Origin of the sequence: Phenylobacterium sp., assembly GCF_035569475.1 — a bacterium.
Classification (GTDB): domain Bacteria; phylum Pseudomonadota; class Alphaproteobacteria; order Caulobacterales; family Caulobacteraceae; genus Phenylobacterium.
Window position 1 is genome coordinate 39,079 of record NZ_DATMNA010000046.1, and the last position, 25,454, is coordinate 64,532.

A 25,454-nucleotide genomic window follows, 5' to 3' on the forward strand; every position below is an offset into this window, starting at 1 on the left:
CCATTCGCGAACGACGGTAGGCGGACTCTCCGACAGTCCGCAATGGGCTGGCGGCTGGCATGGGCTCCTCTCCCATCGAGCTGCGCTCCTGGGAGGAGCGGCAGGAGCGGGCGCCGGCGGCGTTCGAGCCGGCCGGCCTAGACAGCCGCGCCGGCTCGTCTATCCCTGCGAGCTCAGTCGGGTTCGGGGATTTCCGTATGCTGCTTTCCAAAGCTTTCGTGCGCGGGGCCGTGCTGTGCGCGGTGCTGGCTGCGCCGGCGTTCGCGCAGCAGCAAATGGACCCCACCTTCGCCGAGCACCAGAAGGCCTGGACCACCAAGCCGGAGTTCTCGAGCCCGCTGGTCGACCACCTGCCGGCGTCCGCGACCGTGCCCAGTCCGCGCGACGTGCTGGGCCACGACATCGGCGCGCCCCGGGTGCTGGACCACTACGACGCGATCCTGAAGTACTACCGCGCGCTGGCGGCCAAGTCGCCGCGGGTGAAGATCGTCGAGACCGGCAAGACCGAGGAGGGCCGGCCCACGGTGGTCGTGCTGATCTCGTCGGACGACAACATCGCCGGCGTCGAGGCCAACCGGAAGAACCTCGCCCGGCTCGCCGATCCCCGGGGCCTGTCCGAGGCCGAGGCCAAGGCGATCATCGCCAGGACCAAGCCGATGTACCTGGCCCTGGGCGGCCTGCACTCGGCCGAGACCGGCCCGCCGGAAATGCTGATGGAGCTGGCCTATCGGCTGGTCACTGAGGACAGCCCGCTGATCGCCCAGATCCGCAACAACGTGATCGTCGGCATCAACCCGGCCACCGACCCGGACGGGCGCGACCGCTATACGGACTGGTACTACCGCAACAAGATCGACGACACCGACGACCTGAACGCGGTCCCGGGCGCGCCCTACTGGGGCAAGTACATCTTCCACGACAACAACCGGGACATCAACTACACCGGCCTTAGCGCACGGAATCTGCTGGACTTTTACCTGGCCTGGCATCCGCCGGTGATGCACGACCTGCACGAGTCCGTGCCCTTCCTTTACACCTTCTCCGGCCAGGCGCCGCAGAACCCGAGCCTGGACCCGATCCTGTTCGGCGAGATGCCCTGGATCGCCAATTTCGAGATGGCGCAGCTCACCAAGTACGGCATGCCGGGCGTCTGGACCCACGGCTACGTGGACGAGTGGTCGCCGGGCTACGTGGGCTTCATGTCCACGAACCACAACGGCCTCTTCAAGATGTACGAGACCTTCGGCAACGGCGGCGCCACGACCGAGCTGCGCCACGTCAAGCCGGTGGACGGGCCGGGCGAGGACCTGCACGCCCAGGACCAGACCGTCCGCGACTGGTTCCGGCCGGACCCGCCCTACAAGGTCGTCGAATGGTCGATGCGCAACAACACCAACTACATGGAGACCGGCGTGCTGACCGGCCTCTCGGCGGTGGCGTCGAACCCTGAGCTGATCGTCGAGAACTTCTACAGGAAGAGCCGCAACTCCATCGAAGCGGGCAGGAAGGATGCGCCCTACGCCTTCCTGATTCCCGGCGACCAGGCGGACATGACCCGCGCGGCCCTGGTGGTGAACCTGCTGCGCATGCAGGGGATCGAGGTGGGGAGGACCACGGCGGAGATCACGCTGAAGGAGGGCAAGTTCCCGGCCGGGTCGTTCATCGTCAAGCGCGACCAGCCCTATGGGCGCCTGGCCAAGATTCTTTTGGAAAAGCAGACCTTCCCCGACAACAAGCTCAAGACCTATGACGACAGCGCCTGGACCATGGGGATGATGGCCCATGTGAAGGTGACGCCCAGCGCCGACCTCAAGGCCCTGGACGTGGCCGCGACGCCGGTCGACCGCGACGTGGTGGAGGGTTCGATCGGCGCGGCGGGCGCGGCGGCCTACGCCGTGATCGACCACGGCTCGATCAACCTGGCGACCCTGCGCTACCGGCTGAAGGGCGAGGGCGTGCGGATCGCCGAGGCCTCGTTCAAGGCGGGCGATGTCACCGTGCCGGCGGGTTCGTTCCTGGTCGACGGCAAGGCCTATGAGAAGCTGAAGGCCGCCGTGGTTCCGCTGGGCCTGACGGCGGTGGCGCTGGCTGAGAAGCCGACCGTGGCGGCCCACGAGGCGGCCCTGCCGCGCCTGGCGGTCTATTCCACCTGGGGCTCGACCCAGAACGTCGGCTGGGTGCGCTACGCCTTCGACCAGTACGAGACGCCCTACGACCTGATCTTCAAGGACGAGGTGAAGAAGGGCGGGCTTCGCGCCAGGTACGATGTGATCGTCGTGCCCAGCCAGGGCCGTTCGTCGAAGAACTTCGTCTTCGACATTCCCATGACCGGCAAGCCGCTGCCCTACACCAAGACGGCGGAGTACCCGACGCAGGGGGCCTATGGCTCGTCGCCGGACATCCGCGGCGGCCTGGGGCTGACGGGCCTGGAGGAACTGCGCAGGTTCGTGGCCGAGGGCGGGACCCTGATCACCCTGGGCGATTCCAGCGCCGTGCCGGCCGACTTCGGGATCGTCCCGCAGGTCGAGGTGCGCCGTCCCGGGGCGACCTTCTACGCGCCGGGGCCGATCGTGACGGCCAAGATCCTGAAGCCCGCCAATCCGATCTTCTACGGCTACACCGAGCCGACCACGACGGTGCGATGGGCCTCGGCGTCGCTCCTGTCCCTGCCGGTCCGCGAGCAGCAGAACGTGCTGATGAGCTTCCCCGGCGGCGAGAAGTCCGTGCAGAGCGGGCTGATGGTGGGCGCCTCCGACGTGAAGGACCGCCCGGCCATCGTCGACCTGCCGGTGGGCGCCGGCCAGGTCGTGATGTTCATGACCAACCCGATCTACCGCTGGCAGAACTTCGGCGAGTACCGGATGCTCTACAACGCCCTGTTCTCCTACAAGGACCTGCGCACGGGCCTCGGCGGCCCGCCGGTCATCCCTGACCCCAACGCCAAGGACGACGAGAAGAAGGGGGACGAGGCGGAGAAGAAGGCGGAGGGGTAGGGCGGCGTCAGCCGCGCGCAAGTCATCCACGAACCGCACCTACCTCCCCCGCGTAGCGGCGGGAGGGCGTGGTGGAGGGGGCAAACCGCAGGCTCGGCGGATCGAACGGCGGACCTGAGTCAGCGCATGGGGCTCGCCCCCTCCACCACCCGCTCTTCCCCCGGCTTCGCCGGGGTCGGCGGGCGGTCCCCCTCCCGCCATTGCTGCCGCAATGGGGGAGGTAGGTGTGGTTCGTGGACAAAAAAGCCGCCTTGCGGCAAGAGAACAAAGCCGGTACGACCGTGAGCGTAGGTGGGTAGACAGGTGATGTCATGACCGACACGACCCCAATATCCGCCCCCCTCGAAGAACGGCTCCTTGTCGAGATCGAAGCCTGGAACTGGAACCTGCACGTGGGGCTCTGTTCCGATTTGACGCCACCAGACCAGAGGTTCCAGGGCGGCCTGAGCTATGGGCGCAGTTTTGATGTTCGAGGGCTCATTCGCGCGCCTCGGAATCTTCAATCGAAGACCATCTGGGTCTGGATTCTGCCTTTCGGGCCGGACCTCGAATTCGGACCGGACGACGACGTCGGACAGGTTTCTTTTCGAAACCCAACAGCGCAGCGCGGTGAACTCCGCGCAACGCTGCTGGTCCCAGAAAGTGCGATTTCAACGATGGCGACCGGCTTCGCCTCCACCTGGAAATACATTCACATCTTCACCTTCGATGATGATGGAGAACGGGCGAGCATCGCCCGTTTCAGCTTCTCGCCAGATATCGATGACACCCTGCGGCCTTGGGTCGGCGCCAAATGAGCTAACGCGCTTACTATCTCAGGGACGAAACAAGCTGGGGCTTGTTCACGGCCAGCGTCGACCATCCTTGCGCCGAGCCGTGAACAGATCCGGCGATCCAATTTCACCTTGATGAGTTTCGCACCACTCGCGCCGGTCGGTTGCGCTCGCATTGCACACCGCCTTGGCAGGTTCTGTCGGTTGCTGGGCGCAGATCCCGCGATCCTGCCGCTCCTGCATTTCACATTGTGGATAACGGTCTCGGCCGGGCTCGGAGGATGAGGAGCCGCCGGACGATGGCGGGAAATAGCGAAACAGCGGCTGCAACGGCTGAAGTTGCGGCGGGAGCGGAAGTCTCCCGTGGCAAGTCGGACAGTTCCAGACAGTGTCGGCAGCCGGGATGTTCTGGTCATCATCCTGTCCGGGACGGTAGACTCCGTCGTCGAGATAGCCATGTTCTCCGCTGTCGGCTCCGGCAGATAACGGCCTTAGCGGAACGTCCGACCCCAAGGGCGCCGGTGACGTTCTGGGATCATCGTCAGCCGACGAGCTTTCGGCGGTCGCCGACGCTAAACCATCGTCAGAACCATCCGGGTTTCCAAAGAAGTCATTGTAGCTTTGCGTCGCCGCAGCTTGGCGCGCCTGCTCGATGTCTGCCGGCGAACGTAGATACCAGCGTGTGAGCGCGTCGCCATCCAGGCGCGCGGGATCGACCTGACCATAGGTCATGCTTGCTCTCCTCATGGGAATGCCCGCGCTCGACAGCAGCGGGCGCGCGGCGACGGCTCCGCCGCTGCAGCGAATGGGGTTGGGAGCGCGTGACTTTTTGCTGCGGGCCTTGTCCGCCTAACGGCGGATGGCGTGGCGCAGTGAACGACGCTTGTGAACTATCTCACAGCGGAGCCTGATCGTCAAGAACAAATAGGGAACAATGAACGAGGGGCCGACACCTCGGATCGTGGGCAAAAAGGAAGCCGCCTTTCGGCGGCTTCCTGTCAGTCTGCTGTCTCGCGAGCCCTATGCGTCGACCAGGTTGCGGTCCAACGCGGCGGCTTTCATCGACTTCTGCAGTTTCTCGAAGGCGCGGACCTCGATCTGACGGACGCGCTCGCGGCTGACGCCGTATTGCGAGGCGAGGTCCTCGAGGGTGGTCGGTTCGTCCTTCAGGCGTCGCTCGGTCAGGATGTGGCGCTCGCGGTCGGAGAGCTCGGTCATGGCCTCTTCGAGGAGGCCCATGCGCAGCGACTTCTCCTGGGTGTCGGCGACCACGGTCTCCTGGGACGGCGTGGTGTCGTCCACCAGCCAGTCCTGCCACTCGCTTTCCGAGTCGGCGCGCATCGGCGAGTTCAGCGAGGCGTCGCCGCCGCTCAAGCGGCGGTTCATCGAGATCACTTCCTCGTCCAGCACGCCGAGCTTGGTGGCGATGGTCGAGACCTGATCGGGATGCAGGTCGCCCTCCTGCAGGGCCGAGATCTCGCTCTTGGCCTTGCGCAGGTTGAAGAACAGCTTCTTCTGGGCGGCGGTGGTGCCCATCTTCACCAGGCTCCACGAGCGCAGGATGTATTCCTGGATCGAGGCGCGGATCCACCACATGGCGTAGGTCGCCAGGCGGAAGCCCTTGTCCGGGTCGAACTTCTTCACCGCCTGCATCAGGCCGACGTTGCCTTCGGAAATCACTTCCCCGATCGGCAGGCCGTAGCCGCGGTAGCCCATGGCGATCTTCGCCACCAGACGCAGGTGGCTGGTCACCAGGCGGTGGGCGGCCTCGGGGTCCTCGTGCTCCTGCCAGCGCTTGGCGAGCATGAATTCCTCGTCCTTGGCCAGCATGGGAAACTTGCGGATCTCGGACAGATAACGGCTGAGGCCCCCATCGGGCGACATCACAGCCAGGGCGCTTGCGGCCATCGTTTTTATTCCCCTTCACTCCTGGACGGTCCGGGCCGCCGCGCCATGCGCGAAAAGCCGTCCGCTCCCCTCAACCTCTCAGATATGTACGAGGTTGCAGTTGCGGAAGACCCGAGCCGGCCCTGAATGTCCGACTGCTTTAGTGGGACTTTCTAACCTCCGAACGGGGCGCCTTCAAGGCCATGGTTTCTCACATGCGGGTGCAGAAAAGCTCACGGAGGCGCCCCGCCCGGATCAGGAGAACAGCTTGCGCAATTCGATCTTCCAGGTGCGGCCCATGGGGTCGAGATAGGCCGGCTGGAAATTCAGCGGCGCGACGCCCAGGGCGTCGCGCACCCTGACCCGCTGGTCGAAGATGTTGGCGACTCCGAAGGAGATGCGCACGCCCTTGAGCATGGGTTGCTGCTCGATCAGGGTCTTGCGCTGGTTGAGGTCGGCGAAGACGCGGGCGTTGATCTTGGTGAGGCCCGAAAAGTCGAGGTCGCCGGTCCCGCCCGCGGCGCCCTTGACCGTCGAGCCGCTCTTCCAGTCGGCGTTCAGCTCCGCGCCATAGCCGCGTTCGGCGATGTTGATCTGCGCCTGCACCTCGTGGCGCGTCTGGCCGCCGGCGCCGTTCACCGACGCGCCGTCGAGGAAGTCGATCACCGGGCCGCCCGGCCGCACCAGGAAGCGGTCGGCCAGGTAGATGGTGTGGAAGAGGCTGATGCGCAGGCGCCCGTCCTGAGCGCCGCCACCGCCGCCCCGGCCGCCCGCGCCGCCACGCCCGCCGCCGAAGCCGCCTCCGCCGCCAGGGCCGCCAGGGCCGCCCGGGCCTCCCGCGACGGCGCCCAGCGGGGGGCCTCCGGCCGGCGGGCCGCCCCCGGTGTCAGGCGCGCCCGGCGCAGGGCCGTCCGGCGGCGGCGCACCGCCCTCCGGCTGCGGCCCGCCGGGCCGCCGGCCCAACTGTCCGGCGACGCCGGCGCGGCGCAGCGCCTGGAACACCTGGTTGCGCGGCGGCGGAGCGCTCGCCGGGCCGATCGGGCGCGAATAGTCGAAGCCCCACTTCAACGTGCTCACGTCCTGGCTGGCGAAGTTGACGGGCCGATAATCGACCTCAGTGAGCTCGCCTTCGGCATCGCGGATGAAGCGGTCGGGGAAGGCCGCCTCGATGGCCGCCGAGGCCGCCGGGAAGGTGGTGATCGGGTTCTTGTAGTGGATCTGGTTGTAGTCGGCCCGGAAGACGAGCTGCTTGTCCTGGAACGGCTGGAAGGTCACCCGCACCGAGGTGCGGTCGCGGCCGTCCCTGGTCAGGGCCGGGTTGCCGCCGGAGACCTGGATCACGTCGACGGTCTGGCCGGTGGCGAAATCGAAGATCCGGGTGTTGGGCGTGAACAGAAGCTGGGCGCTGGTCTGCTGCTGGGAAGGCGCGGCCTCGTCGTGCAGGCGGTTGACCAGGATCGAGAGGCCCGTGACCGGCTGCCAGTGCAGGCCATAGCCGTAGGTCTGCAGGGTCCCGAAGCCGGAGACCGTCTGAGCGCCGACATGGGCGTTTGCGGTCAGCTCGCCGAACATCGGCAGGACCTTGTTCTTGGCGCTGGTCAGGGGGACGTCGACGCTGGCCTGGGCGTTGCCGCCGCCCTGGCTGAAGGTCGCCGACTGGACCAGGCCCGAACGCTGCGACTCCGAGACGAAGTCCGAGGCGGTGGCGCCGATGCGCAGGCTGGTGCGGATCTGGCCGGCGGGCAGGGTCCAGACGGGTCCCGAGGCCACGAACTGCACATTGCCGGTGTCGGACCTGGAGTGACTGGTGTCCTGCGGCCGCCGGGTGAGCAGGCCGGCCGGGAAGGGCCCGGCCGGGTTGACGGCGCCGGCGGCGATCGCCGCCTGCAACGCCGAGGCGTCGAGGCCCGTGTCGTTGTCGTTGGCGGCGTCGGCGTGGTCGTAGTTGCCGGTCAGGGCGAGGCGCCACTGCGAGACGTCGCGGTTGAGGCTGAAGCCCAGGTGCCCGGTCCAGGTATCGGCCGTCTGGTTCAGGGCTCCGAAGCCGGGCGCCAGCCGCGCGATCGGGGCGCCGGAGGGGTCTGTGAGGTCGACCGACGGCAGGCCGCGCCGGGCGTCGGTGGTCGTGTCCTCGAAGGTGCCGTTGATCGTGGCGCTGACGCCCGCGAAGATCGGCTGGGTGAGGACGGCGTTCAGCGAGACCTTCTGGCTCTCGGGCTGCAGGGTCCTGTAGGGCCGCTGGTCGACGGGATTGCCGGCCAGGTCCAGGCTGGGCCCGGTGGTCAGCGGGGTCACGCCCCGCTGGGCCTCCGTCAGGGCGGCCTGGGGATTGTACTTCAGGTCGATGTTGAGGCGCCGTTCGCCCAAGATGCGGGTGATCCCGCCCTCCGCCTGGCCGGAGGCCCCGCCGCCTTCGGTGGAGGCGCCGCCCTGCAGGTCGGCCAGCTCCACGTCGACGTGGTCCTTCAGCACGATGTTGACCACCCGCTGGTTCGGCGAGAAGCCGTATTTGAGCGCGGCCTCCTCCGGCAGGATGTCGACCCGCAGGATCGCCTCGGTGGGCAGGTTGCGGATCTCGTTGATCCCGCTGATCCGTCGGCCGTTGACCAGGATCGCCGGGCCCTCGCCGCCGCGGCCGGAGTTGGAGCCGATCTCGGGCGCCAGCTCGTCGAGCAGTTCGGTGATGGTCGATACGCCATAGGCCTGCACATCGGCGGGCTGCAGTTGCAGATCGGGCTTGATGTCGCCGACCGCCGCGCCGGGCTCGACCTTGGGCGCGCCCTGCACGACCAGTTCGGAGACCGTGCCGGCCTTGGGCGCGGGCGCGGCGGCGGCCTGGGCCTGGGCCTGGGCGGCGGCGGTCAGGACGGCGGCGCAGGCGCACAGCAGGCTCGCCCGGCGTGGGCGCCGCAAGGGGTTCGGGAAATGCAGGGTCACGCGCCGTCCATCCATGGGCCGGCCGCGCGGCCCGCCGATCTCCCTCTTGGCTCTCGGCGATCAGACGTCGCCGTTCAGCCCGGCCAAAAGAGGGCGCCATTGTTGCGAGGCGATTGCCCGTCCTCGACGGCGCCCTGCGGCGCCGAAATATCAGAGGTTTTCGAGCAGGCCCTGGAGCGCGGCCATGTCCGGCGGCAGGGGGCTTTCGAAACGCATCGCCTGGCCGGTGACCGGGTGGCGGAAGCCCAGCACCGCGGCGTGCAGCGCCTGGCGCGTCAGGCCGGCTTGCGCGACCGCCGCGCGAACGGCCTGGGCCGGTGGGCCGGAGCCGTAGGCCGGATCGCCCAGGCACGGCGCGCCGACAGAGGCCAGATGGACGCGGATCTGGTGGGTGCGCCCGGTCTCCAGCGTGCAGGCGACGCGGGCCGCGAGCGGCCTGTCCTTCGGCCCGTAGGCGCGTTCCACGGCGTAGTGGGTGACCGCGTGGCGGCCGCCGGACTTCACCAGCGCCATCTTCTTGCGGTCGGCGGAGGAGCGGCCGATGGCGCCTTCGATGGTCCCCTGGGGGCCGCCCTTTGCGCCTCTCGGGGCGCCGCGGGTCAGGGCCACATAGACCCGCTCGATGTCGTGGGCGGCGAACAGGGCCGAGAGACCCTGGTGGGCGGCGTCGGTCTTGGCCGCGACCACGATGCCTGAGGTGTCCTTGTCGATGCGGTGGACGATGCCGGGGCGAGCCACCCCGCCGATGCCCGAGAGGCTGTCGCCGCAATGGTGGAGGAGGGCGTTGACCAGGGTGCCACTCTCGCTGCCGGGCGCAGGATGGACCGCCATCCCGGCCGGCTTGTCGACGACGATCAGGTGCTCATCCTCGTAGATCACGCCGAGCGGGATCGCCTCGGCGGCGGGTTCGGCGGCCAGCGGGGCGGGAATCTCCAGCCGGTATTCGCCGGCCAGCGCCTTGCCGGAGGCGTCGGGCACCGGCGCGCCGCCGCGGCTGACCCGGCCCTGGGAGATCAGGGCCTGGACGCGGGCCCGCGACATCTCCGGCAGCAGGTCCGCGAGCGTCTTGTCGATGCGGCCCCCGGCCTCCTGCGGCGTCAGAGTCAGGAGACGAAGCCCGAAGACCTCCTCCTCGTCGTCGCCGGACGGAATCTCAGAGGCCATGCCGCTCGCTGGCGTTGTCTTCGCGCCCTGTGATGGAGCCCTCGGTGAAGAGGTATTCCTTGAGCTGTTCGTTGACCTCGGGATCGTTGCGGCGGATCCATTCGAGGACCATGGCGGCGTGCTCCAGCTCCTCGTGGGCGTTGTGCAGCAGGATCGCCTTGAGTGACGGGTCGTCGCAATCGTCGGCGCGCTGGCGGTACCAGTCGACGGCGTCGAATTCTTCCATCAGGGAGGCGATGGCGTAGTGAAGGTTGAGCGTCTCGCGCCGCAGCTTCTCGCGCGGGACATGCAGGACTTCGCTGGACATGGCTGACCATTCTCCGGTGCTATTTCTCTAGATACGTGCGCGGGCGAACAAGCGCGAGGGCGGGAACGAAGGATGCGAATGGACAGGCGCAGAGCCCTGGCCTTGCTGGGCCTGGGCGCAGCGGCCCCGGCGCGTGGGGCGCTGGCGCGCGACCGCATCTCGTTCCAGCACGGCGTCGGCTCGGGCGATCCCCTGCAGGACCGGGTCATCCTGTGGACGCGCATCACCCAGCGCGGCTCCGACGACGACGTCGCCTTCCGCTGGCGGCTCGATCCGCTGGACCGCAAGGGCGGCGGCAAGCACGGCAGCGGCGTCACCGGGCCGGACCGCGACTTCACGGTGAAGGTCGACGTCGTGAACCTGGACCCCGGCCGGGCCTACAGCTTCCAGTTCGAATGCGGCGGCGTGGCCTCTCCGGTGGGCCTGACCCACACCCTGCCGGACGGGCCGACCAAGGACGTGGTGCTGGCCTTCTGCACCTGCGCCCTGTTCCCGAACGGCTACTTCAACGCCTACGGCGCCATCGCCCGGCTGCCGCGCGTCGACGCGATCGTGCATCTGGGCGACTACATCTACGAGTACGGCGGGCCGGGCTCCTACGGCATGGACTCCGCCGTCGCCGGCGAGCGGCCGCACGATCCCGGCCACGAATGCGTCAGCCTCGCCGACTATCGCCGCCGGCACGCCCAGTACAAGACCGACCCGCAGCTGCAGGCGGCCCATGCGCGGGCGCCCTGGATCGTGGTCTGGGACGATCACGAGACCGCCAACGACAGCTGGGTCGGCGGCGCCGAGAACCACCAGCCGGCCACCGAGGGCGACTGGAACGTCCGCAAGGCCGCCGCCATCAAGGCCTACTACGAGTGGATGCCGATCCGCGAGCCGGCGGGCGGCGGCTTCGCCATCAACCGGTCCTTCGACTTCGGCGACGTGGCCAGCCTGTTCATGCTGGAGACCCGGCTGACCGCCCGCGACCACCAGCTCTATCCCGACGCCGAGATGCCGCGGGATCCGACCCCCGCCGACGTGGCGGCCTGGCGCAGGCGGCTCGGCGACCCGGCGCGCAAGATGATGTCGGCCGGGCAGGAAGCGTGGTTGGCCAGGGGGCTTGCCGCCTCGGTGGCGTCCGGGACACCCTGGCAGGTGCTGGGCAACGAGGTGGTGATGGCCCGGCTCTTCACCCCGCCGGTCCACCGGTACATGACGCCCGAGGCCTATGCGGCCGCCAGGGCCGAACTGCCCCGCGCCGCGCAGGCCCGGCTGGCCAAGCTGGAAGCCTATGCGGCGCTGGGCCTGCCGTGGGGCGCGGACATGTGGGACGGCTACCCCGCCGACCGCCAGCGGCTCTACGCCCTGGTCCAGAAGGCCCGCGCCAACCTGATCGTGATGAGCGGAGACAGCCACGCCTTCTGGGCCAATGAGCTGTTCGACGCCGAGACCGGCGGCCATCGGGTGGCCGTCGAGTTCGGCACGGCGGGGATCACCAGCCCGGGGCCGGGCGAGCCCTATCCGACGATCCCGCTGGGCGAGGCCTTCGCCAGGCACAATCGCGAGGTGCTGTTCAACAACCAGACCGCCAAGGGGTTCGTCCTGCTGACGCTCACCCACACCTCGGCGACGGGCGAGCTGATCGCGGTCTCGTCGATCAAGGACCGCGCCTTCACGACGCGGCCCCTCGCGACCTACCGCGCGACGCCTGGGCCGAACGGCGTCTCGGCGCTGAAGCCGGTCTAGCGGCGTTCCAGCGCCAGTCTCGCGCCGAAGCCCAGGAAGACGACGCCGGTCGCGCGGTCGAGCCAGCGCACCACGGCGGGCGTCTTCAGCATCCTGGCGATCGGGCGCGTGGCGGCGATCAGGACGGCGAACCAGACCAGCCCCATCAGTACGTGCAGGCCGGCCAGCAGGAAGATGAAGGGCGCCGGCGCCACGCCCTTCGGCAGGAACTGCGGCAGGAACGAGACGTAGAAGACGCCGACCTTGGGGTTCAGCAGGTTGGTCAGGAAGCCCTTGCGCAACCAGGCCAACGCGCCGGCGCCCGTGGCGTCCGCCGCCCCGACCTCGAAGCGGTCCCTGGGCTTCAGGAGCATGCCGATCCCCAACCAGACGAGGTAGGCGGCGCCCGCCCATTTCAGGAGGTTGAAGGCCAGCGCCGAGGCCTGCAGCAGGGCCGCCAGGCCCAGCGCCGCGGCCGCGCCCCAGACCAGGCAACCGCCGCCGATGCCGATGGCCGCCAGGCCCGCGCGCTTCGGCCCCTCGACCGCCGCGGCGCGCAGGACCAGCGCCGTGTCGAGCCCGGGCGTCAGCGTCAGGAGGCCCGCGGCCACGGAGAAGGCCAGCAGGGCCTGGAGGACGGTCATGGCGCGTCCTTCAGTTCGCCGTCCGCGATGATCCGGTAGAAGCACGAGCGCGCCCCGGTGTGGCAGGCGCCGCCGTCGCCCTGCGGCCGCACCTTCAGCCAGACGCAGTCCTGGTCGCAGTCGATGCGCGCCTCGACGACCTGCTGGACCTGGCCGCTGGTGGCGCCCTTATGCCAGAGCTCGCCGCGGCTGCGGCTGAAGTAGTGCGCCTCGCCGGTGGTGAGCGTTTTCTGAAGCGCCTCGGCGTTCATCCAGGCGAACATCAGGACCTCGCCGGTGTCGGCGTGGGTCGCCACCGCGGCGATCAGGCCGTTGGCGTCGAAGCGCGGCGCGAGCTCGGCGCCATGCTCCAGGGCGTGCTTGTCGCGGGCGGTCGGGAAGGTCGCGGTCATGCGCCCCATATGGCGCCGCCGGACGGGATGGCGCTAGGGCCCGCCGATTCCTAGGCGGCGGCGATACGCCGTCGCTTGGCGCGGGCCACAGCGCCAATCCCGCCGAAACCCGCCAGCATCAGCGCCCAGGCGGCCGGCTCCGGCACGCCGGGAGGCGCGACGGGCGCATAGACATTGGCGCCGGAGACGATCTGCATGTCGCTGGACCCACCGCCCAGGACACGTCCGTAGAGGTTGGTGTTGCTCAACGAGATCGCATCGGACGGGGCCAGGATCACGCCGCGGAAGGTCTCGCCGTTGTTGGTGAGGCTGATGTTCTTGCCGGTGGTCTGGAAATTCCAGAGCACCTGGTCTCCGCTGGTCAGCCCGGAGCCGGAGAACACCACGCTGCCGCCGAGGTTCACATTGGAGTTGAACCCGAAATCGAAGACCACCGGCGCGCCGCTGCCGTCGCCGACGATGGTCAGCACCGAGGCGTTGTTGGCGCTGTAGGCGGTGACGTTGAACACCCGGACGTTGACGCCGAGGACGGTTTCCAGGACTCCGGACGACTCATTGATGGTCTCGCCGGCGTTGGTGAAGGCGACGTTGGCCCCGCCGGTGACGCCGCTCGACAGCGAGGCGATGTCGCTGAGCGCGGTAGCGACGACGGGAGCGCTGTAGGTCACCGACGTGGGGCCGATATTGGACCCGTTGGTGTTGTGGAACTGGCCGGTGTTGGCGGCCGAGAAATCCAGCACGCCGTTGATGGCGCCCGGCCCGTTGAACTGGACCGCGCCCGTGCCGCCCACGCCGACATTGCCGGTGATGGTGTCGTTGGTGACGCCGAGATTGTGGCCGCCCGTGCCCTCGTAGAGGACCGCGAAGTTGGCCGCCGCGCCGAGCGGCAGCACGGTCGACGCATGGGCCGCCGTCGCCAGGACGAGGCTCGCCCCGAAGGCGAGGACCGCACCCGACAGCGCGCTGGAACGCATCTTCATACCGATCCCCTTCGATCCGTCTTCGCCCCGTGTCTCGAACAGATCCCCTCGGGCCGTCGTCTTCCGAAGCTTAACCTAACCCTTTTCCCGCCGCGCACGATTGGTTTCCCCCCAGAGGCGAGAAGCTCGCTCGGCGGCTGAACGATGCGCGCCATCGACGCTCAGCTCACTTGCAGCCCTCGGCGCCGTCGCCGGTCGGCGCGGGCGGGGTCGCCGCGCCGAGGCCCGTGCGAACGCCATAGGGCGGGAACGCGGCCTGCTTCAGGCCCCACTCGGGCTTGTCGAGCACCTGGTCCTGCGGCGTCAGGTTCAGGACGATCCGGTAGGGACCCTGTCCGGTGGCGATCTCGGCCGCCTCGAACGGATAGGGCAGTTGATCGGGCGCGGGGCGCGCGCCCGCACCGGCGGAGCGGAACAGCTTGAACGGCCGGCGCCCGCCGGAGCCCGAGTCCATCAGGACCTCGTTCATCGCCGCGATCTGCCGGTCGAAGCGGGTGATCGCGTCCACCAGCTCCGGCGGCGTGGCGTCGAAGGACCAGGCCGGCGAGAACCGCACCGGGAAATAGATGATCCCCGCCGCACCGTGGATCACCGAGCTCCAGGCCATGGCGTTGAACTCGCCCACGGTCGGAACGCCGGACCCGTCGGCGAACGGGGAGGTTCCGATGAAGCTCATCACCGGCTTGCCGCCCGACCAGGCGCGCTGGCGATCGAGGGCCACGCCCTGGACGCTGGAGGCGTAGCCGTCGTTGGACAGCATCAACAGCGGCTTGCGGTCCTCGATCGGGTAGGAGTCCGAGGCCAGCCAGTCGCTGGCCGGGCCGCGCATGTAGTCCTGCATGAGGGCGCTGTTCCGGGCCCAGTCGGGATAGATGTGCGGGCCGACGTGGTTGGTCCAGATCGGCACGAACCGGCCGGCGGCCTTCGCCGCCGCCCGCCACGGCGCGGCCTGCTTGGCGAGGTCGGCGGGCTCCTGGGCGACCGAGCCGTAGTCGACCCGCCCGACCTTGGTGTTCGAGGGCTCGTCGTCCGTGGCCCAGGCCAGGAGGTGGTCGTCCTTGAGGTCGCCCGCCAGGTCGCCGGCCGGCCGCCGGATCTGGTAGAGCCCCTTGCCGCCGGCGGCCTGCGCCCAGGCCACCGGGTCGTGCCCCTGCGGAACCTCCACCAGGGTATTGATCCCGCGGGCCTTCCAGGCGTCCATCGACCCGATCGGCTGCACCCAGACGCCCAGGACGAACCTCGTCGGGCCGTGAGGCGCGGCCACGGCGGCCGGCGGCTCGACGGCGCAGGCCTGGGTCATCGGCATCACCGGTTGGCTCCCAACCCTCGGCTGCGCTTCGGCGGAGGAGAGTCTACTTCTTGTTGGCGAAGTCCAGGAAGCGCTGGCGCAGGGTCGGGTCGGTCTTGAAGACGCCGGTGAACTGGGTGGTGATGGTCGAGACGTGGCGGTGGTGGACGCCGCGGGTCGACATGCATTGGTGGTTGGCGTCGATCAGCACCGCCACGCCCGCGGGCCTGAGGCTGTCGGTGATGGCGTCGGCGATCTGCTGGGTCATGGTCTCCTGGGTCTGGAGACGCTTGGCGAATATCTCCACCACCCGGGCGATCTTGGAGATGCCGACCACGCGGTTGGTGGGCATGTAGGCCACGTAGGCCTTGCCCAGGAACGGCGCCATGTGGTGCTCGCAGTGGCTCTCCACCTCGATCTCGCGCAGCATGACGATGTCGTCGTAGCCCTGCACGTCCTCGAAGGTGCGGGAGAGCTCCTTGGCCGGGTCGGCGGCATAGCCCTCGAACCATTCGGCGTAGGCGTCGACCACCCGCTTGGGCGTGTCGAGCACGCCTTCGCGCCGGGGATCGTCGCCGGCCCAGGCGATCAGGGTGCGCACGGCCTCCATGGCCTCCTCGCGAGAGGGGCGCTTGGCGGGGTCAAGATCAAGGTCGCCCTTTTCCGAAGAAGTAGAGCCGACCAGGGTTCGGTCGCGGACAGCGTCCATGTCGGGAGGTTTTCTTTCCGGGGCTGAGTTGCGCCGGGACGAAGGTCCCGGAAATGACGCGTGGCCACCCCATCGTTCGACCGGCAAGTGGGCTCCAGGGTTCCCGTGGCTTCCCGATCCGCCGATCTGTATATGGGCCGGACCCGCCCCTCGGCAAGCCGGGGGAAACTGCAGCGCCGCGTTAGAAAAGATCGATGTCCCTCAGCCTCTACGACACCATGGCCCGCAAGAAGCGGCCCTTCGTTCCCGCCGATCCCAAGCGGGTGACGATGTATGTCTGCGGGCCGACGGTCTACAATTACAGCCACATCGGCAATTTCCGGCCCGTCGTGGTGTTCGACGTGCTGTTCCGCCTGTTGCGCCGGCTCTACGGCGAGGCCGCGGTGCGCTACGCCGCCAACGTCACCGACGTGGACGACAAGATCAACGCCAAGGCCGCCGAGGAAGGCGTGCCGATCTCGGCGATCACCGACCGCTATCTGGCGGCCTACAACGGCGACGCCGCGGCGCTGGGCGCCCTGCCGCCCACCGTGCAGCCACGGGCGACCGGGACCATGGACGCGATCCTCGCCATGATCGGGCGGCTGGTGGCCAACGGCTCGGCCTATGCGGCGGACGGCCATGTGCTGTTCGACACCCAGAGCTTCTCCGACTACGGCAAGCTGTCGGGCCGGCCGCTGGACGAGATGATCGCCGGCGCCCGCGTCGAGGTCGCCCCCTACAAGCGCCACCCCGCCGACTTCGTGCTGTGGAAACCCTCCAAGCCCGGCGAGCCGGTCTGGGAGAGCCCGTGGGGCGCCGGCCGCCCCGGCTGGCACATCGAGTGCTCGGCGATGATCGAGCAGGAGCTGGGCCTGCCCATCGACATCCACGGCGGCGGCATCGACCTGGTCTTCCCGCACCACGAGAACGAGTTGGCGCAAGGGATATGCGACGGCCATCAGCATGGGAGCTACGCCAACTACTGGCTGCACAACGGCTTCCTGAACATGGGCGACGAGAAGATGTCCAAGAGCCTGGGCAACGTCGCCCTGGCCCACGACCTCTTGAAGACCCAGCCGGGCGAGGTGATCCGCTGGGCGCTCTTGGGCGCGCACTATCGCCAGCCGCTCTCCTGGACCGACGACGCGCTGATCCAGGCGAGGAATTCGCTGGACCACCTCTACGGCGTGCTGGGCCGCGCGCGGCACATCGAGGCCGGCGGCAGCGGGGCGCTGGCGGAGGAGCAGCTCGAGCCGCTGCTGGACGACCTCAACACGCCTGCGGCCATGGCGCTGCTCAAGAAGCTCGCCACCGACCTGGACACCGCGGTGCGCAAGGCCGGCCCGAACGCTCCGGCGATCAAGCAGGACCTGCTGGCCCTGGCGTCCGTCATGGGCTTCCTCACGCAAGACCCGCAGGCCTGGTTCCAGGGCGGCGCCGACGAGGACCTGAAGGCCCGCATCGACGGCCTGATCCAGGCGCGCGACGCCGCGCGCGTGGCCAAGGACTGGCCCGAGGCCGACCGTATTCGCGCCGAACTCACTGCGCTAAATGTTGAGGTGATGGACGGACCCGCCGGCGCGACCTGGCGGATGAAGGAGCAGGCATGATGCCGATCGCACCGCAGCCGCAACTCAAGGCCGGACTGTTCGCCCGCGGCTCCGGCGCGCTGAAGGGGCCCAAGGCCACGCCCACCGGCGCCCCGCCGCCGAAGCCGCCGAAGGGTCTGCGGATCGAACACCGCGTGGGCGTCCAGGCGCCGGCGGAGGTGATCTGGGAGGTGATCTCCGACCTGAAGTCGTGGTCGCAGTGGTGCAAGCTCTATCCCAGGGCCGCCGGCGAGATCCGCATCGGCTCGGTCCTGGACCTCACCTTCGCCCTGCCCGGGCGGCCGGAGGAGGAGATCCATCCGACGGTGCTGGAATGGGTGCCCAACGAGCAGCTCCACTGGCGGCTGACCCTGCTGGGGGGCTTGGTGAGGACCACGCGCTACTTCGAGATCGAGGCCCTGGCCGAGACCGGCTGCATCGTCTCCAACGGCGAGCTGATCGCGGGCCTGATGGGCCCCTCCCTGGGCAAGCGCATGGCGCGCACCATCTACCGCGCCTTCGTCCAGATGGACGAGGACCTCAAGGCCCGCGCCGAGCTGCTCTGGCAGCGGCGGAAGGCTTAGTCGCCGGGTCCTCGAAACCTCCCCCGCTTCAGCGGGGGAGGGGGACCGCGAAGCGGTGGAGGGGGCGCTGCCGACGCACCGAGTCCGGCGCACGGCCCCAACGCCCCCTCCGTCGGCTTCGCCGCCACCTCCCCCGCACGCTGCCGCTACGGGGGAGGAGCTGGGAGGCCGGGCCGGGCGCCAGTGGCTCGCCAGACCGCCGCGTTGCCAGCCGGGCGGGCCGGTGTAGTGTCGTCCTCCTGTCGCGGGGGGTGTCCTTTGAGCTTCATGAAATGGGTCCTGGCGAGCGCGGCGGTCGTGGCGGTCGCGGGCGTGGCCGACGGCGCGCTGGCGGCCGGCAAGGCGAAGTTCGGGAGCTGGGGCTATGACGCCTCGTCCATGGACGCCTCGGTGAAGCCGGGGGACGACTTCTTCAAATACGTCAACGGCGGCTGGGACAAGCGCACCCAGATCGCCCCTGACCGCACCTCCGCCGGCGTCGACGTCGTGCTGACCGACGACGCCGAGCGCGATGTGCGCAAGATCGTCGAGGACCTGGCCAAGGACCCGACCAAGGCCGGCCCCGGCGGTCAGCGGGTCGGCGACTTCTACGCCGCCTGGATGGACGAGAAGGGCATCGAGGCGCGCGGGACCGCGCCGCTGAAGCCCTACCTGGCCAGGATCGCCGCGGCCAAGACCAAGGCCGACGTCGCCAAGCTGTTCGCCGAGCCGGGCTTCGAGAGCCCGGTCAATGTCGGCATCAACCCCGACCTCGACAATCCGAACGTCTATGTGGTCGGCCTCGACCAGTCGGGCCTGGGCATGCCCAACCGCGACTACTACCTGCGCGAGGGGGCCAAGTACGACGGCTTCCGCAAGGCCTACCGCGACTATGTGATCAAGGTTCAGACCCTGGCGGGGATCAAGAACGCGACCGCCAAGGCCGACGCGATCATCGGGCTCGAACGCAGGATCGCCCAGGCCCACTGGGCGCCGGAAGACACCCGCGACATCGAGAAGATCAACAATCCGATGACGCTGGAGAAGCTCTCGGCCACCGCGCCCCAGTTCCCGTGGGCGGCGATGTTCGCCCACACCGGCCTGGGCGCGCCCAAGAAGGTGCTGGTGTCCGAACCCAGCGAGGTGAAGGCCGCCGGCGACCTGCTGGCCTCGACGCCGCTTTCGGTGTGGAAGGACTACCTCGCCTACCACTTCATCCGCACCCACGCGGCCTATCTGCCCCACGCCTTCGACCAGGCCAATTTCGACTTCTTCTCGCACACCCTGCGCGACGTGCCGCAGCAGCGCGAGCGCTGGAAGCGGGGCGTGCAACTGGTCAACCGCAGCCTGGGCGAAGAGGTCGGCCGCATCTATGTCGCCGAGCACTTCCCGCCGGAGGCCGAGCGCCAGACCGGCGAGCTGATCGCCAACCTGACCGCGGCCTACGGCGAGCGGTTCCAGAAGGCCGAGTGGATGGACGAGGCCACCCGCAAGGCGGCGCTGGTGAAGCTCGCCACCTTCGATCCGCGGCTGGGCCACCCGAAGAAGTACATCGACTATTCCACCCTGAAGATCAGCCGCGCGGACCTGCTGGGCGACATGGTGCGGGCCGAGACGTTCGGCTGGGACCTGCAGCTCTCGCGCTATCCCAAGCCCGTGGACAAGGGCCTGTGGGAAATGGTCCCGCAGGAGGTCAACGCCTACTACAACCCGCTCGCCAACCAGATCACCTTCCCGGCGGCGATCCTGCAGCCGCCCTACTTCGACCCCAACGCCGACCCGGCCGCCAACTACGGCGGCGAGGGCGCGGTGATCGGCCACGAGATGGGCCACGGCTTCGACGACGAAGGCCGACATTTCGATGAGACCGGAAAGGTGCGCGACTGGTGGACCGCCGACGCCGCCAAGGCGTTCGGGGCGCGGGCGGCCGTCCTGGGCGCACAGTTCGACGGATACGAACCTGTGCCCGGCGTGCACATCAACGGCAAGCTGACCATGGGCGAGAACCTGGGCGACCTGGGCGGCCTCGAGGCCGCCTACGCCGCCTGGCGGCGCTATGTGGCCCAGCACGGCGAGCCCGCGGTGATCGACGGTTTCACCGGCGACCAGCGGTTCTTCATTGCCTACGCCCAGTCCTGGCAGGACAAGGTGCGCGAGGGCGCCCTTCGCCAGCAGTTGCTGACCAACCCGCACAGCCCGGCCGAGTACCGGGTCAACGGCATCGTCCGCAACGTCGACGCCTGGTATGCGGCCTTCAACGTCAAGCCCGGCGACAAGCTCTACCTGCCGCCGGAGAAGCGGGTTCACGTCTGGTAGCTGGGCGGCTGGGGCGGGCCGCCTCTCCCCCGCCGAAGGCGAGAGGGAGAGGGTAGGGAGAGGGCGGCTGGGCCCATCGATCTTCCATCTGTGACCCGAGGAGCCGTGGTCCGCCGTCAGCGGCCGCCCGATCTCACGAGCCGCCCTCTCCCTACCCTCTCCCTCTCTCGCTGCGCTCGGGGGAGAGGCGGCTCCTACGCCTGTCGGCCCAGCAGGGGGTCGCTGACGCTGGGCTTTCCGTCTTCGAAGTGCCCGGCGAGACGCCGCTGGAAGCTCGGGGCCTCGGCGCAGGTGACGATGAAGTCATACCAGTTGTGGCTGACGCTCAGGTCCCAGTCGTCCATGACGGACGCCCCCGGGGTCAGCCGGTGAAGTCGCGGCGGCGCCTCGATGTAGGCGACCGACTTGATCTCCAAGGTCACGGGCGCTGAGCCCTCGTTGTGCAAACCGATCCGGAGCTTGCCTTCTTTCGGCAGGAAGAAGCCGTTGGCGGCGGGAGCAAATGCGGCGCGCATCTCGCCCTTGTAGCTGCGCAGGAAGCCGTTCGGCCCGTGCATCGAGAAAGCATGGGGACCTGACTCAAGCGGTATGTGGTCCGTCAGGTAGCCGTCCCTGCCAATCGTATAGAAGCGGGGCTCTCCTCCGCGGTCCTGATACAGGTGCAGCACGACGCCCGCCTTGCCCGTATTGGCGAACGTAAGCTCGAGGCCACCGTCGCGCAGATAGGTGGCGACTTGAAACTCGTAGGGAAGCGCCCGCGCCGGGCGCTGGCCGGGCTCCTGGCGGGGATGGGCCTCGGCCTCCGCCGGGACCTTGGGAAACGGCAGGGCCTTGGCCTTCGCCGCGCGTGGGGGCAGGCCGGAGGCGTCGGGCAGGGGCGCGGGGGCGCGGTTGGGCGTCTTGAAGTCGAAGAGGCCGGTCAGGTCGCCGCAGACCGCGCGCCGCCAGGGCGAGATGTGCGGCTCCATCACCCCGAAACGGGCCTCCAGGAAGCGGATCACCGAGGTGTGGTCGAGCAGTTCGGAACTGACATAACCGCCCTTGCTCCAGGGTGAGACCACGATCATCGGCACGCGGGGCCCCAGGCCCACCGGCTCGCCGTGATAGTCCTCGTGGTCGGTGGCGACCGTGCTCTTGCCCTGGGCGGCGCCTGCCGGCGGGATCGGCGGCGGGACGTGGTCGAAGAAGCCGTCGTTCTCGTCGTAGTTGAGGATGAAGACGGTCTTGGCCCAGACCTTGGGGTTGGCCGCCAGCGCCGCGATCAGCCGCGCGGTCAGGTAGGCGCCGTCGGACGGGCTCGCCTGGGGATGCTCCGACAGCTTGTAGGGCGGCACGATCCAGGAGACCTGCGGAAGCCGGTCGGCGGCCACGTCGGCGGCGAACTGGGCCACCAGGTGCTCGCCGTCCGAGGCCTTGGCGTTGTCCGCGTTGGAGCCTGGCGACCACGCCCGGCCCCGCCGATAGAGCGTCGAGTCCGGCCCGATCCCGCGGAAGTTGGCGAAGTAGCTGAGCCCGTTGTCGCCGTAGTTGTCGTACTCCTGGTAGACGCCCCAACTGACCCCCGCCGCCTGCAGGCGCTCGGCGTAGGTGGGCCAGGCCAGTCCCTTGAACTCGGGCGAGTCCTTCGCCGGGTCCGCCGTCTCGTTCTTCTCCTCCGGCGGATTGGTGATGACGATCTTAGAGTCGTCGCCGGCGGCCAGGCCGCTGGTGCCGGTGAACAGGAACAGCCGGTTCGGATTGGTCGGGCCGAAGATAGAGCAGTGGTAGGCGTCGCAGACCGTGAAGGCGTCGGCGAGCGCGTAGTAGAACGGCAGGTCGGCCCGGGTGAAGTAGCCCATGGTCAGCGGGCCCTTGGCCGGGACCCAGGCGTCGTGGTGCTTCCAGCGCGCGTGGCTTCCCTTCCAACTGTGATCCAGGCTGAACATGGTCTCGGCGCGGGTAGAGGCCGTGTCCAGGTGGAAGGGGCTGACGGTGGAGGCGCCGTCCCTGGCCGGTTGCTTCCAGACGCTCTGGCCGCCGGGCAGGGCGATCGGGCGCGGGTCGCCATAGCCGCGCACGCCGCGCATCGTTCCGAAGTAGTGGTCGAAGCTGCGGTTCTCCTGCATCAGGATCACCACGTGCTGGACGTCGGCGATCGTGCCGGTGACGCGGGCCGCGGGCAGGCTGAGCGCCTTGGCCACCCCCGGCGGAAGCGCCGAGGCGCCCATCGCGCCGGCCGCGAGTTGCAGGAATTTCCTACGCTCTTCCCAGCGATTTCCCACAATTTACCCCGTTTTTACGCCCGGCTGCGATGGTGGACCGGACGATAGCGGAACTCAACGCGCCCGCCGATAAACTTGGGCCGCCTATTTCCTAGTCGTTCGATAGGATTTTGAAAGACGCGCTGGCCTAGCGATATGCAGGTGCGATACATAACGCCGATCGCATCGCGACGGCCAAACGGGGGTACCAAGGATGCAATCAAGGAAGTCGACGCTCCGCCGTCTGCTGCTGGCCGCCGCGGCGACGAGCGCGATCGCGACGGGCGCGCATGCGCAGGCGGCGCCCGACCCGCGCGACGCCGAGATCCAGGAACTGAAGGCCCAGGTCCAGGCGCTGGCCGCCAAGCTCGACCGCCTTGAGGCGCGCGCCAACACCCCGCCGGTGATCCAGACGCCGACCGCGCCGGCCTCGACTCCGCCGGCCGCCATCGCGGTGATCGCCGGCGGCAAGCCCGGGATCCAGAGCGCCGACGGCCGCTTCACGGCCAACCTGCACGCGGTGATGCAGTTCGACGCCGCAGACTTCCAGCAGGCGACGCCCGGCCCGACCACCGCCGACTTCCGGCGCGGCGCCGCGGCCGCCGACACCTCCCACGCCCGCGACCTGTCCTCCGGCACCAACTTCCGCCGCGCCCGCCTGGGCATCGACGGCAGGGCCTTCGGCGACTGGGACTACAACGCCCTGATCGACTTCGGCGGCGCGGGCGAGGAAGACGCCGCCCACATCCAGGAGCTCTGGGTGCAGTACTCCGGCCTGAAGCCGTTCCACGTGAAGGTCGGCGCCTATCCGCCGTCGCTCGGCCTGGAGGACCAGGGCTCGACCAACGGCATGCTGTTCCTCGAGCGCCCGGCCGTGGCCGACATCGCCCGCAGCCTGGCCGGCGGCGACTTCCGCGAGGCCGCCGAGATCTGGGGCAACGGAAACTGGTGGTACGTCAACGCCGCAGTCACCGGCCGCCTGGTGGGCGTGGTGAATTCCCAGGCCACCGGCGTCAGCCAGCCCTTCGACAGCCAGCTCGCCTTCATCGGCCGTCTGGGCTTCGCCCCGATCCGCACCGAGCACGGCATGCTGGAGGTGGGCGTGCACGGCAGCTACGTGGACCGTCCGGCCGACTCCGGCGGTCCCGACACGGCGCCCGGCGCCACGCGCTATTCGGTCATCTTCCAGGAGCGGCCTGAACTTCGCGTCGACGGCACCCGGCTGATCTCAACCGGCGCGATCAGCGCCCAGCACGCCGGCGAGGTCGGCCTGGAGGCCGCCGGCCAGTACGGCCCGGTCTTCCTGCAAAGCGAATACGAGACGTTCACGATCCAGCGCCGCAACGGCACAGTGGGCCTCTCCGATCCGGAGTTCCGCGGCTACTACGTCGAAGGCTCCTACAGCCTGACCGGCGAGCGGCGGCGGTTCAACGCGGCCAACTGGGCCTTCGACGCCCCGGCCGTGAACCACCCCTTCAGCATCGCCGACCGCACCTGGGGCGCCTGGGAGCTGGCCGCGCGCTACTCCGACATCGACCTCAACTACCACGCCGGCGCGCCGGGCACGGCTCCGGCCCCGGACGCGGTGCGCGGCGGCGAGCAGAAGATCTGGGCGGGGGGCCTCAACTGGTACCCCAATGCGGTCGTGCGCTTCATGCTGGACTATCAGGATGTGCGGATCGACCGCCTGTCCCCGTCCGCGACGACCTTCGCCACGCCGACCGGCGCCCAGATCGGCCAGCACTACCACGCCATCTCGTTCCGATCGCAGTTCGCCTTCTGACCCTCATGGAGACCGCCATGATCACCCGACGCCTTCAGCTTCTTGCCCTGTTGGCGCTCGGGTCGGTCACGGCGCTCGCCCCGGCGGCGGCGCTGGCCGCCGAAACCCAGGTCGCGGTGGCCGCCAACTTCACCGAGCCGGCCAAGGCGATCGCGGCCGCCTTCAAGGCCGCCACCGGCCACACGGCGACCCTGAGCTTCGGATCCTCCGGCCAGTTCTACGCCCAGATGTCCCACGGGGCGCCTTTCGAGGTGTTCCTGTCGGCGGACACCGAGCGGCCGCAGGCGGCCGAGCGCGACGGCCTGGGGGTTCCCGGCACCCGCTTCACCTACGCGGCGGGCCGCCTGGTGCTCTACTCGAAGACGCCCGGGCTGGCGGACGGCGGGGCCGCTGTCCTGAAGGCCGCCAGGTTCGACAAGCTCTCCATCGCCGACCCGGCCGCCGCGCCCTATGGGGCCGCCGCCGTCCAGACGCTGCAGAAGCTCGGGCTCTATGACGCGCTCAAGCCGAAGATCGTCACCGGCGCGTCCATCGCCCAGGCCTACCAGTTCATCGACTCCGGCGCGGCGGAACTGGGCTTCGTGGCGCTGTCGCAGGTCATCAACGCGCCCGGCGGCTCGCGCTGGATCGTGCCGGCGGCCGACCACGCGCCGATCGACCAGCAGGCGATCCTGCTCGTCACCGGCCGCGACAATCCCGCCGCCAAGGCGTTCCTGGCGTTCCTGAAAGGCCCGCAGGCGGTGGCGATCATCAAGAAGTACGGCTACGAGGTGCGCTGAGTTTCGAGGGGAGGGCGCGTGGGCGAGGTCGTCTGGACGACGCTTAGGCTGGCGGGACTGACGACGTTCCTGCTGCTGATCCTCGCGACGCCGATCGCCTGGTGGCTCGCCCGCCGGCGGGCCTGGTGGAAGGAGGTCGTGGCCGCGGTCACGACCCTGCCGATCATTCTCCCTCCGTCCGTGCTTGGCTTTTACCTGCTGATCGCCATCGCGCCCCAGAGCCCGCTGATGGGCCTGTTGCATCCCTTCGGCGTCCGCACCCTGGCCTTCACCTTCCCGGGGCTGGTGATCGGCTCCATGGTCTATTCGCTGCCCTTCGCCGTGCAACCGATCCGCGCCGCCTTCGAGGCCATGGGCCCGCGCCCGATGGAGGTGGCGGCGACGCTGCGGGCCGGCCCGCTGGACGCTTTCGTCT

Annotated in this window: 20 protein-coding genes; 9 read left to right on the plus strand and 11 right to left on the minus strand. The window is 69.1% G+C overall.

All coding sequences use genetic code 11. From position 1 onward, the window contains the following. The first annotated feature begins 197 nt into the window (after positions 1-197). Positions 198-2,993, plus strand: coding sequence for a M14 family zinc carboxypeptidase (locus VNW53_RS07820; protein ID WP_325554771.1), 2,796 nt, complete (start codon positions 198-200; stop codon positions 2,991-2,993). A 311-nt stretch (positions 2,994-3,304) separates the two neighbouring features. Next, positions 3,305-3,790, plus strand: coding sequence for a hypothetical protein (locus VNW53_RS07825; protein WP_325554773.1), 486 nt, complete (start codon positions 3,305-3,307; stop codon positions 3,788-3,790). Between the two features lie 45 nt (positions 3,791-3,835). Here the strand turns inward: VNW53_RS07825 and VNW53_RS07830 are convergent, their stop codons facing one another. From VNW53_RS07830 to VNW53_RS07850, 5 genes are all read right to left on the minus strand, one after another. Next, positions 3,836-4,498 carry a hypothetical protein gene (locus tag VNW53_RS07830; protein WP_325554775.1) on the minus strand — a complete coding sequence of 221 codons (663 nt, stop codon included), beginning with the start codon at positions 4,496-4,498 and terminating at the stop codon, positions 3,836-3,838. 288 nt (positions 4,499-4,786) lie between these two features. Continuing rightward, positions 4,787-5,674, minus strand: coding sequence for an RNA polymerase sigma factor RpoH (rpoH, locus tag VNW53_RS07835; RefSeq protein ID WP_414693254.1), 888 nt, complete (start codon positions 5,672-5,674; stop codon positions 4,787-4,789). 234 nt (positions 5,675-5,908) lie between these two features. Further along, complete coding sequence (locus VNW53_RS07840; protein WP_325554777.1) at positions 5,909-8,590, minus strand: hypothetical protein; 2,682 nt, start codon at positions 8,588-8,590, stop codon at positions 5,909-5,911. Positions 8,591-8,740: 150 nt separating this feature from the next. Next, entirely contained in the window at positions 8,741-9,754 is a 1,014-nt protein-coding gene (locus VNW53_RS07845; RefSeq protein ID WP_325554779.1) for an RluA family pseudouridine synthase, read from the minus strand. Further along, positions 9,744-10,061, minus strand: coding sequence for a ferritin family protein (locus VNW53_RS07850; RefSeq protein ID WP_325554781.1), 318 nt, complete (start codon positions 10,059-10,061; stop codon positions 9,744-9,746). Before VNW53_RS07850 ends, VNW53_RS07845 begins: the two co-directional genes overlap by 11 nt. Before the next feature lie 78 nt (positions 10,062-10,139). Between VNW53_RS07850 and VNW53_RS07855 the strand changes: the two genes are divergently transcribed. Next, positions 10,140-11,795, plus strand: coding sequence for an alkaline phosphatase D family protein (locus VNW53_RS07855; protein ID WP_325554783.1), 1,656 nt, complete (start codon positions 10,140-10,142; stop codon positions 11,793-11,795). Here the strand turns inward: VNW53_RS07855 and VNW53_RS07860 are convergent. The 5 genes from VNW53_RS07860 to folE form a co-directional block, all read right to left on the minus strand. Next, on the minus strand, positions 11,792-12,418 hold the full coding sequence (locus tag VNW53_RS07860; RefSeq protein ID WP_325554785.1) for a LysE family translocator: 627 nt from the start codon (positions 12,416-12,418) through the stop codon (positions 11,792-11,794). The genes VNW53_RS07855 and VNW53_RS07860 overlap by 4 nt on opposite strands. Beyond that, the gene (gene hisI / locus VNW53_RS07865; RefSeq protein WP_325554787.1) at positions 12,415-12,810 is read right to left on the minus strand and encodes a phosphoribosyl-AMP cyclohydrolase; all 396 of its coding nucleotides are present in this window, start codon (positions 12,808-12,810) and stop codon (positions 12,415-12,417) included. Before hisI ends, VNW53_RS07860 begins: the two co-directional genes overlap by 4 nt. A gap of 50 nt (positions 12,811-12,860) precedes the next feature. Continuing rightward, positions 12,861-13,790, minus strand: a complete 930-nt coding sequence (locus VNW53_RS07870) for a PEPxxWA-CTERM sorting domain-containing protein (RefSeq protein WP_325554789.1) — start codon at positions 13,788-13,790, stop codon at positions 12,861-12,863. 166 nt (positions 13,791-13,956) lie between these two features. Then, complete coding sequence (locus VNW53_RS07875; RefSeq protein WP_325554791.1) at positions 13,957-15,099, minus strand: hypothetical protein; 1,143 nt, start codon at positions 15,097-15,099, stop codon at positions 13,957-13,959. A gap of 43 nt (positions 15,100-15,142) precedes the next feature. Continuing rightward, a complete protein-coding gene (gene folE, locus VNW53_RS07880) occupies positions 15,143-15,787 on the minus strand; it encodes a GTP cyclohydrolase I FolE (protein ID WP_325554793.1) in 645 nt (214 codons plus the stop codon). 194 nt (positions 15,788-15,981) lie between these two features. Here folE and cysS point away from each other — a divergent pair, with 194 nt between their 5' ends. The 3 genes from cysS (at position 15,982) to VNW53_RS07895 (ending at position 20,237) form a co-directional block, all read left to right on the plus strand. Beyond that, positions 15,982-17,379, plus strand: a complete 1,398-nt coding sequence (gene cysS / locus VNW53_RS07885) for a cysteine--tRNA ligase (RefSeq protein WP_325554794.1) — start codon at positions 15,982-15,984, stop codon at positions 17,377-17,379. Beyond that, positions 17,376-17,942, plus strand: coding sequence for an SRPBCC domain-containing protein (locus VNW53_RS07890; RefSeq protein ID WP_325554795.1), 567 nt, complete (start codon positions 17,376-17,378; stop codon positions 17,940-17,942). Before cysS ends, VNW53_RS07890 begins: the two co-directional genes overlap by 4 nt. Before the next feature lie 267 nt (positions 17,943-18,209). Then, a complete protein-coding gene (locus tag VNW53_RS07895) occupies positions 18,210-20,237 on the plus strand; it encodes a M13 family metallopeptidase (protein ID WP_325554796.1) in 2,028 nt (675 codons plus the stop codon). Between the two features lie 194 nt (positions 20,238-20,431). On the opposite strand, the gene VNW53_RS07900 is transcribed toward VNW53_RS07895, so the two are convergent. Further along, positions 20,432-22,498 (minus strand): phosphocholine-specific phospholipase C, encoded by a 2,067-nt coding sequence (locus tag VNW53_RS07900; RefSeq protein ID WP_325554797.1) that lies wholly within the window; start codon positions 22,496-22,498, stop codon positions 20,432-20,434. A gap of 193 nt (positions 22,499-22,691) precedes the next feature. Here VNW53_RS07900 and VNW53_RS07905 point away from each other — a divergent pair, with 193 nt between their 5' ends. The 3 genes from VNW53_RS07905 to VNW53_RS07915 form a co-directional block, all read left to right on the plus strand. Next, entirely contained in the window at positions 22,692-24,260 is a 1,569-nt protein-coding gene (locus VNW53_RS07905; protein WP_325554799.1) for an OprO/OprP family phosphate-selective porin, read from the plus strand. A 17-nt stretch (positions 24,261-24,277) separates the two neighbouring features. Then, the gene (gene modA / locus VNW53_RS07910; RefSeq protein WP_325554801.1) at positions 24,278-25,039 is read left to right on the plus strand and encodes a molybdate ABC transporter substrate-binding protein; all 762 of its coding nucleotides are present in this window, start codon (positions 24,278-24,280) and stop codon (positions 25,037-25,039) included. A gap of 18 nt (positions 25,040-25,057) precedes the next feature. Further along, the coding region (locus tag VNW53_RS07915; protein ID WP_414693255.1) for a molybdate ABC transporter permease subunit at positions 25,058-25,454 on the plus strand (397 nt) is incomplete at its 3' end.

Excerpts from the sequence above, each read along its gene's own strand:
- VNW53_RS07895 (WP_325554796.1), top strand. The coding sequence starts at position 18,210 with ATGAAATGGGTCCTGGCGAGCGCGGCGGTCGTGGCGGTCGCGGGCGTG.
- VNW53_RS07820 (WP_325554771.1), top strand. The coding sequence starts at position 198 with ATGCTGCTTTCCAAAGCTTTCGTGCGCGGGGCCGTGCTGTGCGCGGTG.
- rpoH (WP_414693254.1), bottom strand. The coding sequence starts at position 5,674 with ATGGCCGCAAGCGCCCTGGCTGTGATGTCGCCCGATGGGGGCCTCAGC.
- VNW53_RS07860 (WP_325554785.1), bottom strand. The coding sequence starts at position 12,418 with ATGACCGTCCTCCAGGCCCTGCTGGCCTTCTCCGTGGCCGCGGGCCTC.
- VNW53_RS07890 (WP_325554795.1), top strand. The coding sequence starts at position 17,376 with ATGATGCCGATCGCACCGCAGCCGCAACTCAAGGCCGGACTGTTCGCC.
- VNW53_RS07850 (WP_325554781.1), bottom strand. The coding sequence starts at position 10,061 with ATGTCCAGCGAAGTCCTGCATGTCCCGCGCGAGAAGCTGCGGCGCGAG.
- VNW53_RS07870 (WP_325554789.1), bottom strand. The coding sequence starts at position 13,790 with ATGAAGATGCGTTCCAGCGCGCTGTCGGGTGCGGTCCTCGCCTTCGGG.
- VNW53_RS07830 (WP_325554775.1), bottom strand. The coding sequence starts at position 4,498 with ATGACCTATGGTCAGGTCGATCCCGCGCGCCTGGATGGCGACGCGCTC.
- VNW53_RS07855 (WP_325554783.1), top strand. The coding sequence starts at position 10,140 with ATGGACAGGCGCAGAGCCCTGGCCTTGCTGGGCCTGGGCGCAGCGGCC.
- cysS (WP_325554794.1), top strand. The coding sequence starts at position 15,982 with ATGTCCCTCAGCCTCTACGACACCATGGCCCGCAAGAAGCGGCCCTTC.
- VNW53_RS07845 (WP_325554779.1), bottom strand. The coding sequence starts at position 9,754 with ATGGCCTCTGAGATTCCGTCCGGCGACGACGAGGAGGAGGTCTTCGGG.
- VNW53_RS07905 (WP_325554799.1), top strand. The coding sequence starts at position 22,692 with ATGCAATCAAGGAAGTCGACGCTCCGCCGTCTGCTGCTGGCCGCCGCG.
- modA (WP_325554801.1), top strand. The coding sequence starts at position 24,278 with ATGATCACCCGACGCCTTCAGCTTCTTGCCCTGTTGGCGCTCGGGTCG.
- folE (WP_325554793.1), bottom strand. The coding sequence starts at position 15,787 with ATGGACGCTGTCCGCGACCGAACCCTGGTCGGCTCTACTTCTTCGGAA.
- hisI (WP_325554787.1), bottom strand. The coding sequence starts at position 12,810 with ATGACCGCGACCTTCCCGACCGCCCGCGACAAGCACGCCCTGGAGCAT.
- VNW53_RS07825 (WP_325554773.1), top strand. The coding sequence starts at position 3,305 with ATGACCGACACGACCCCAATATCCGCCCCCCTCGAAGAACGGCTCCTT.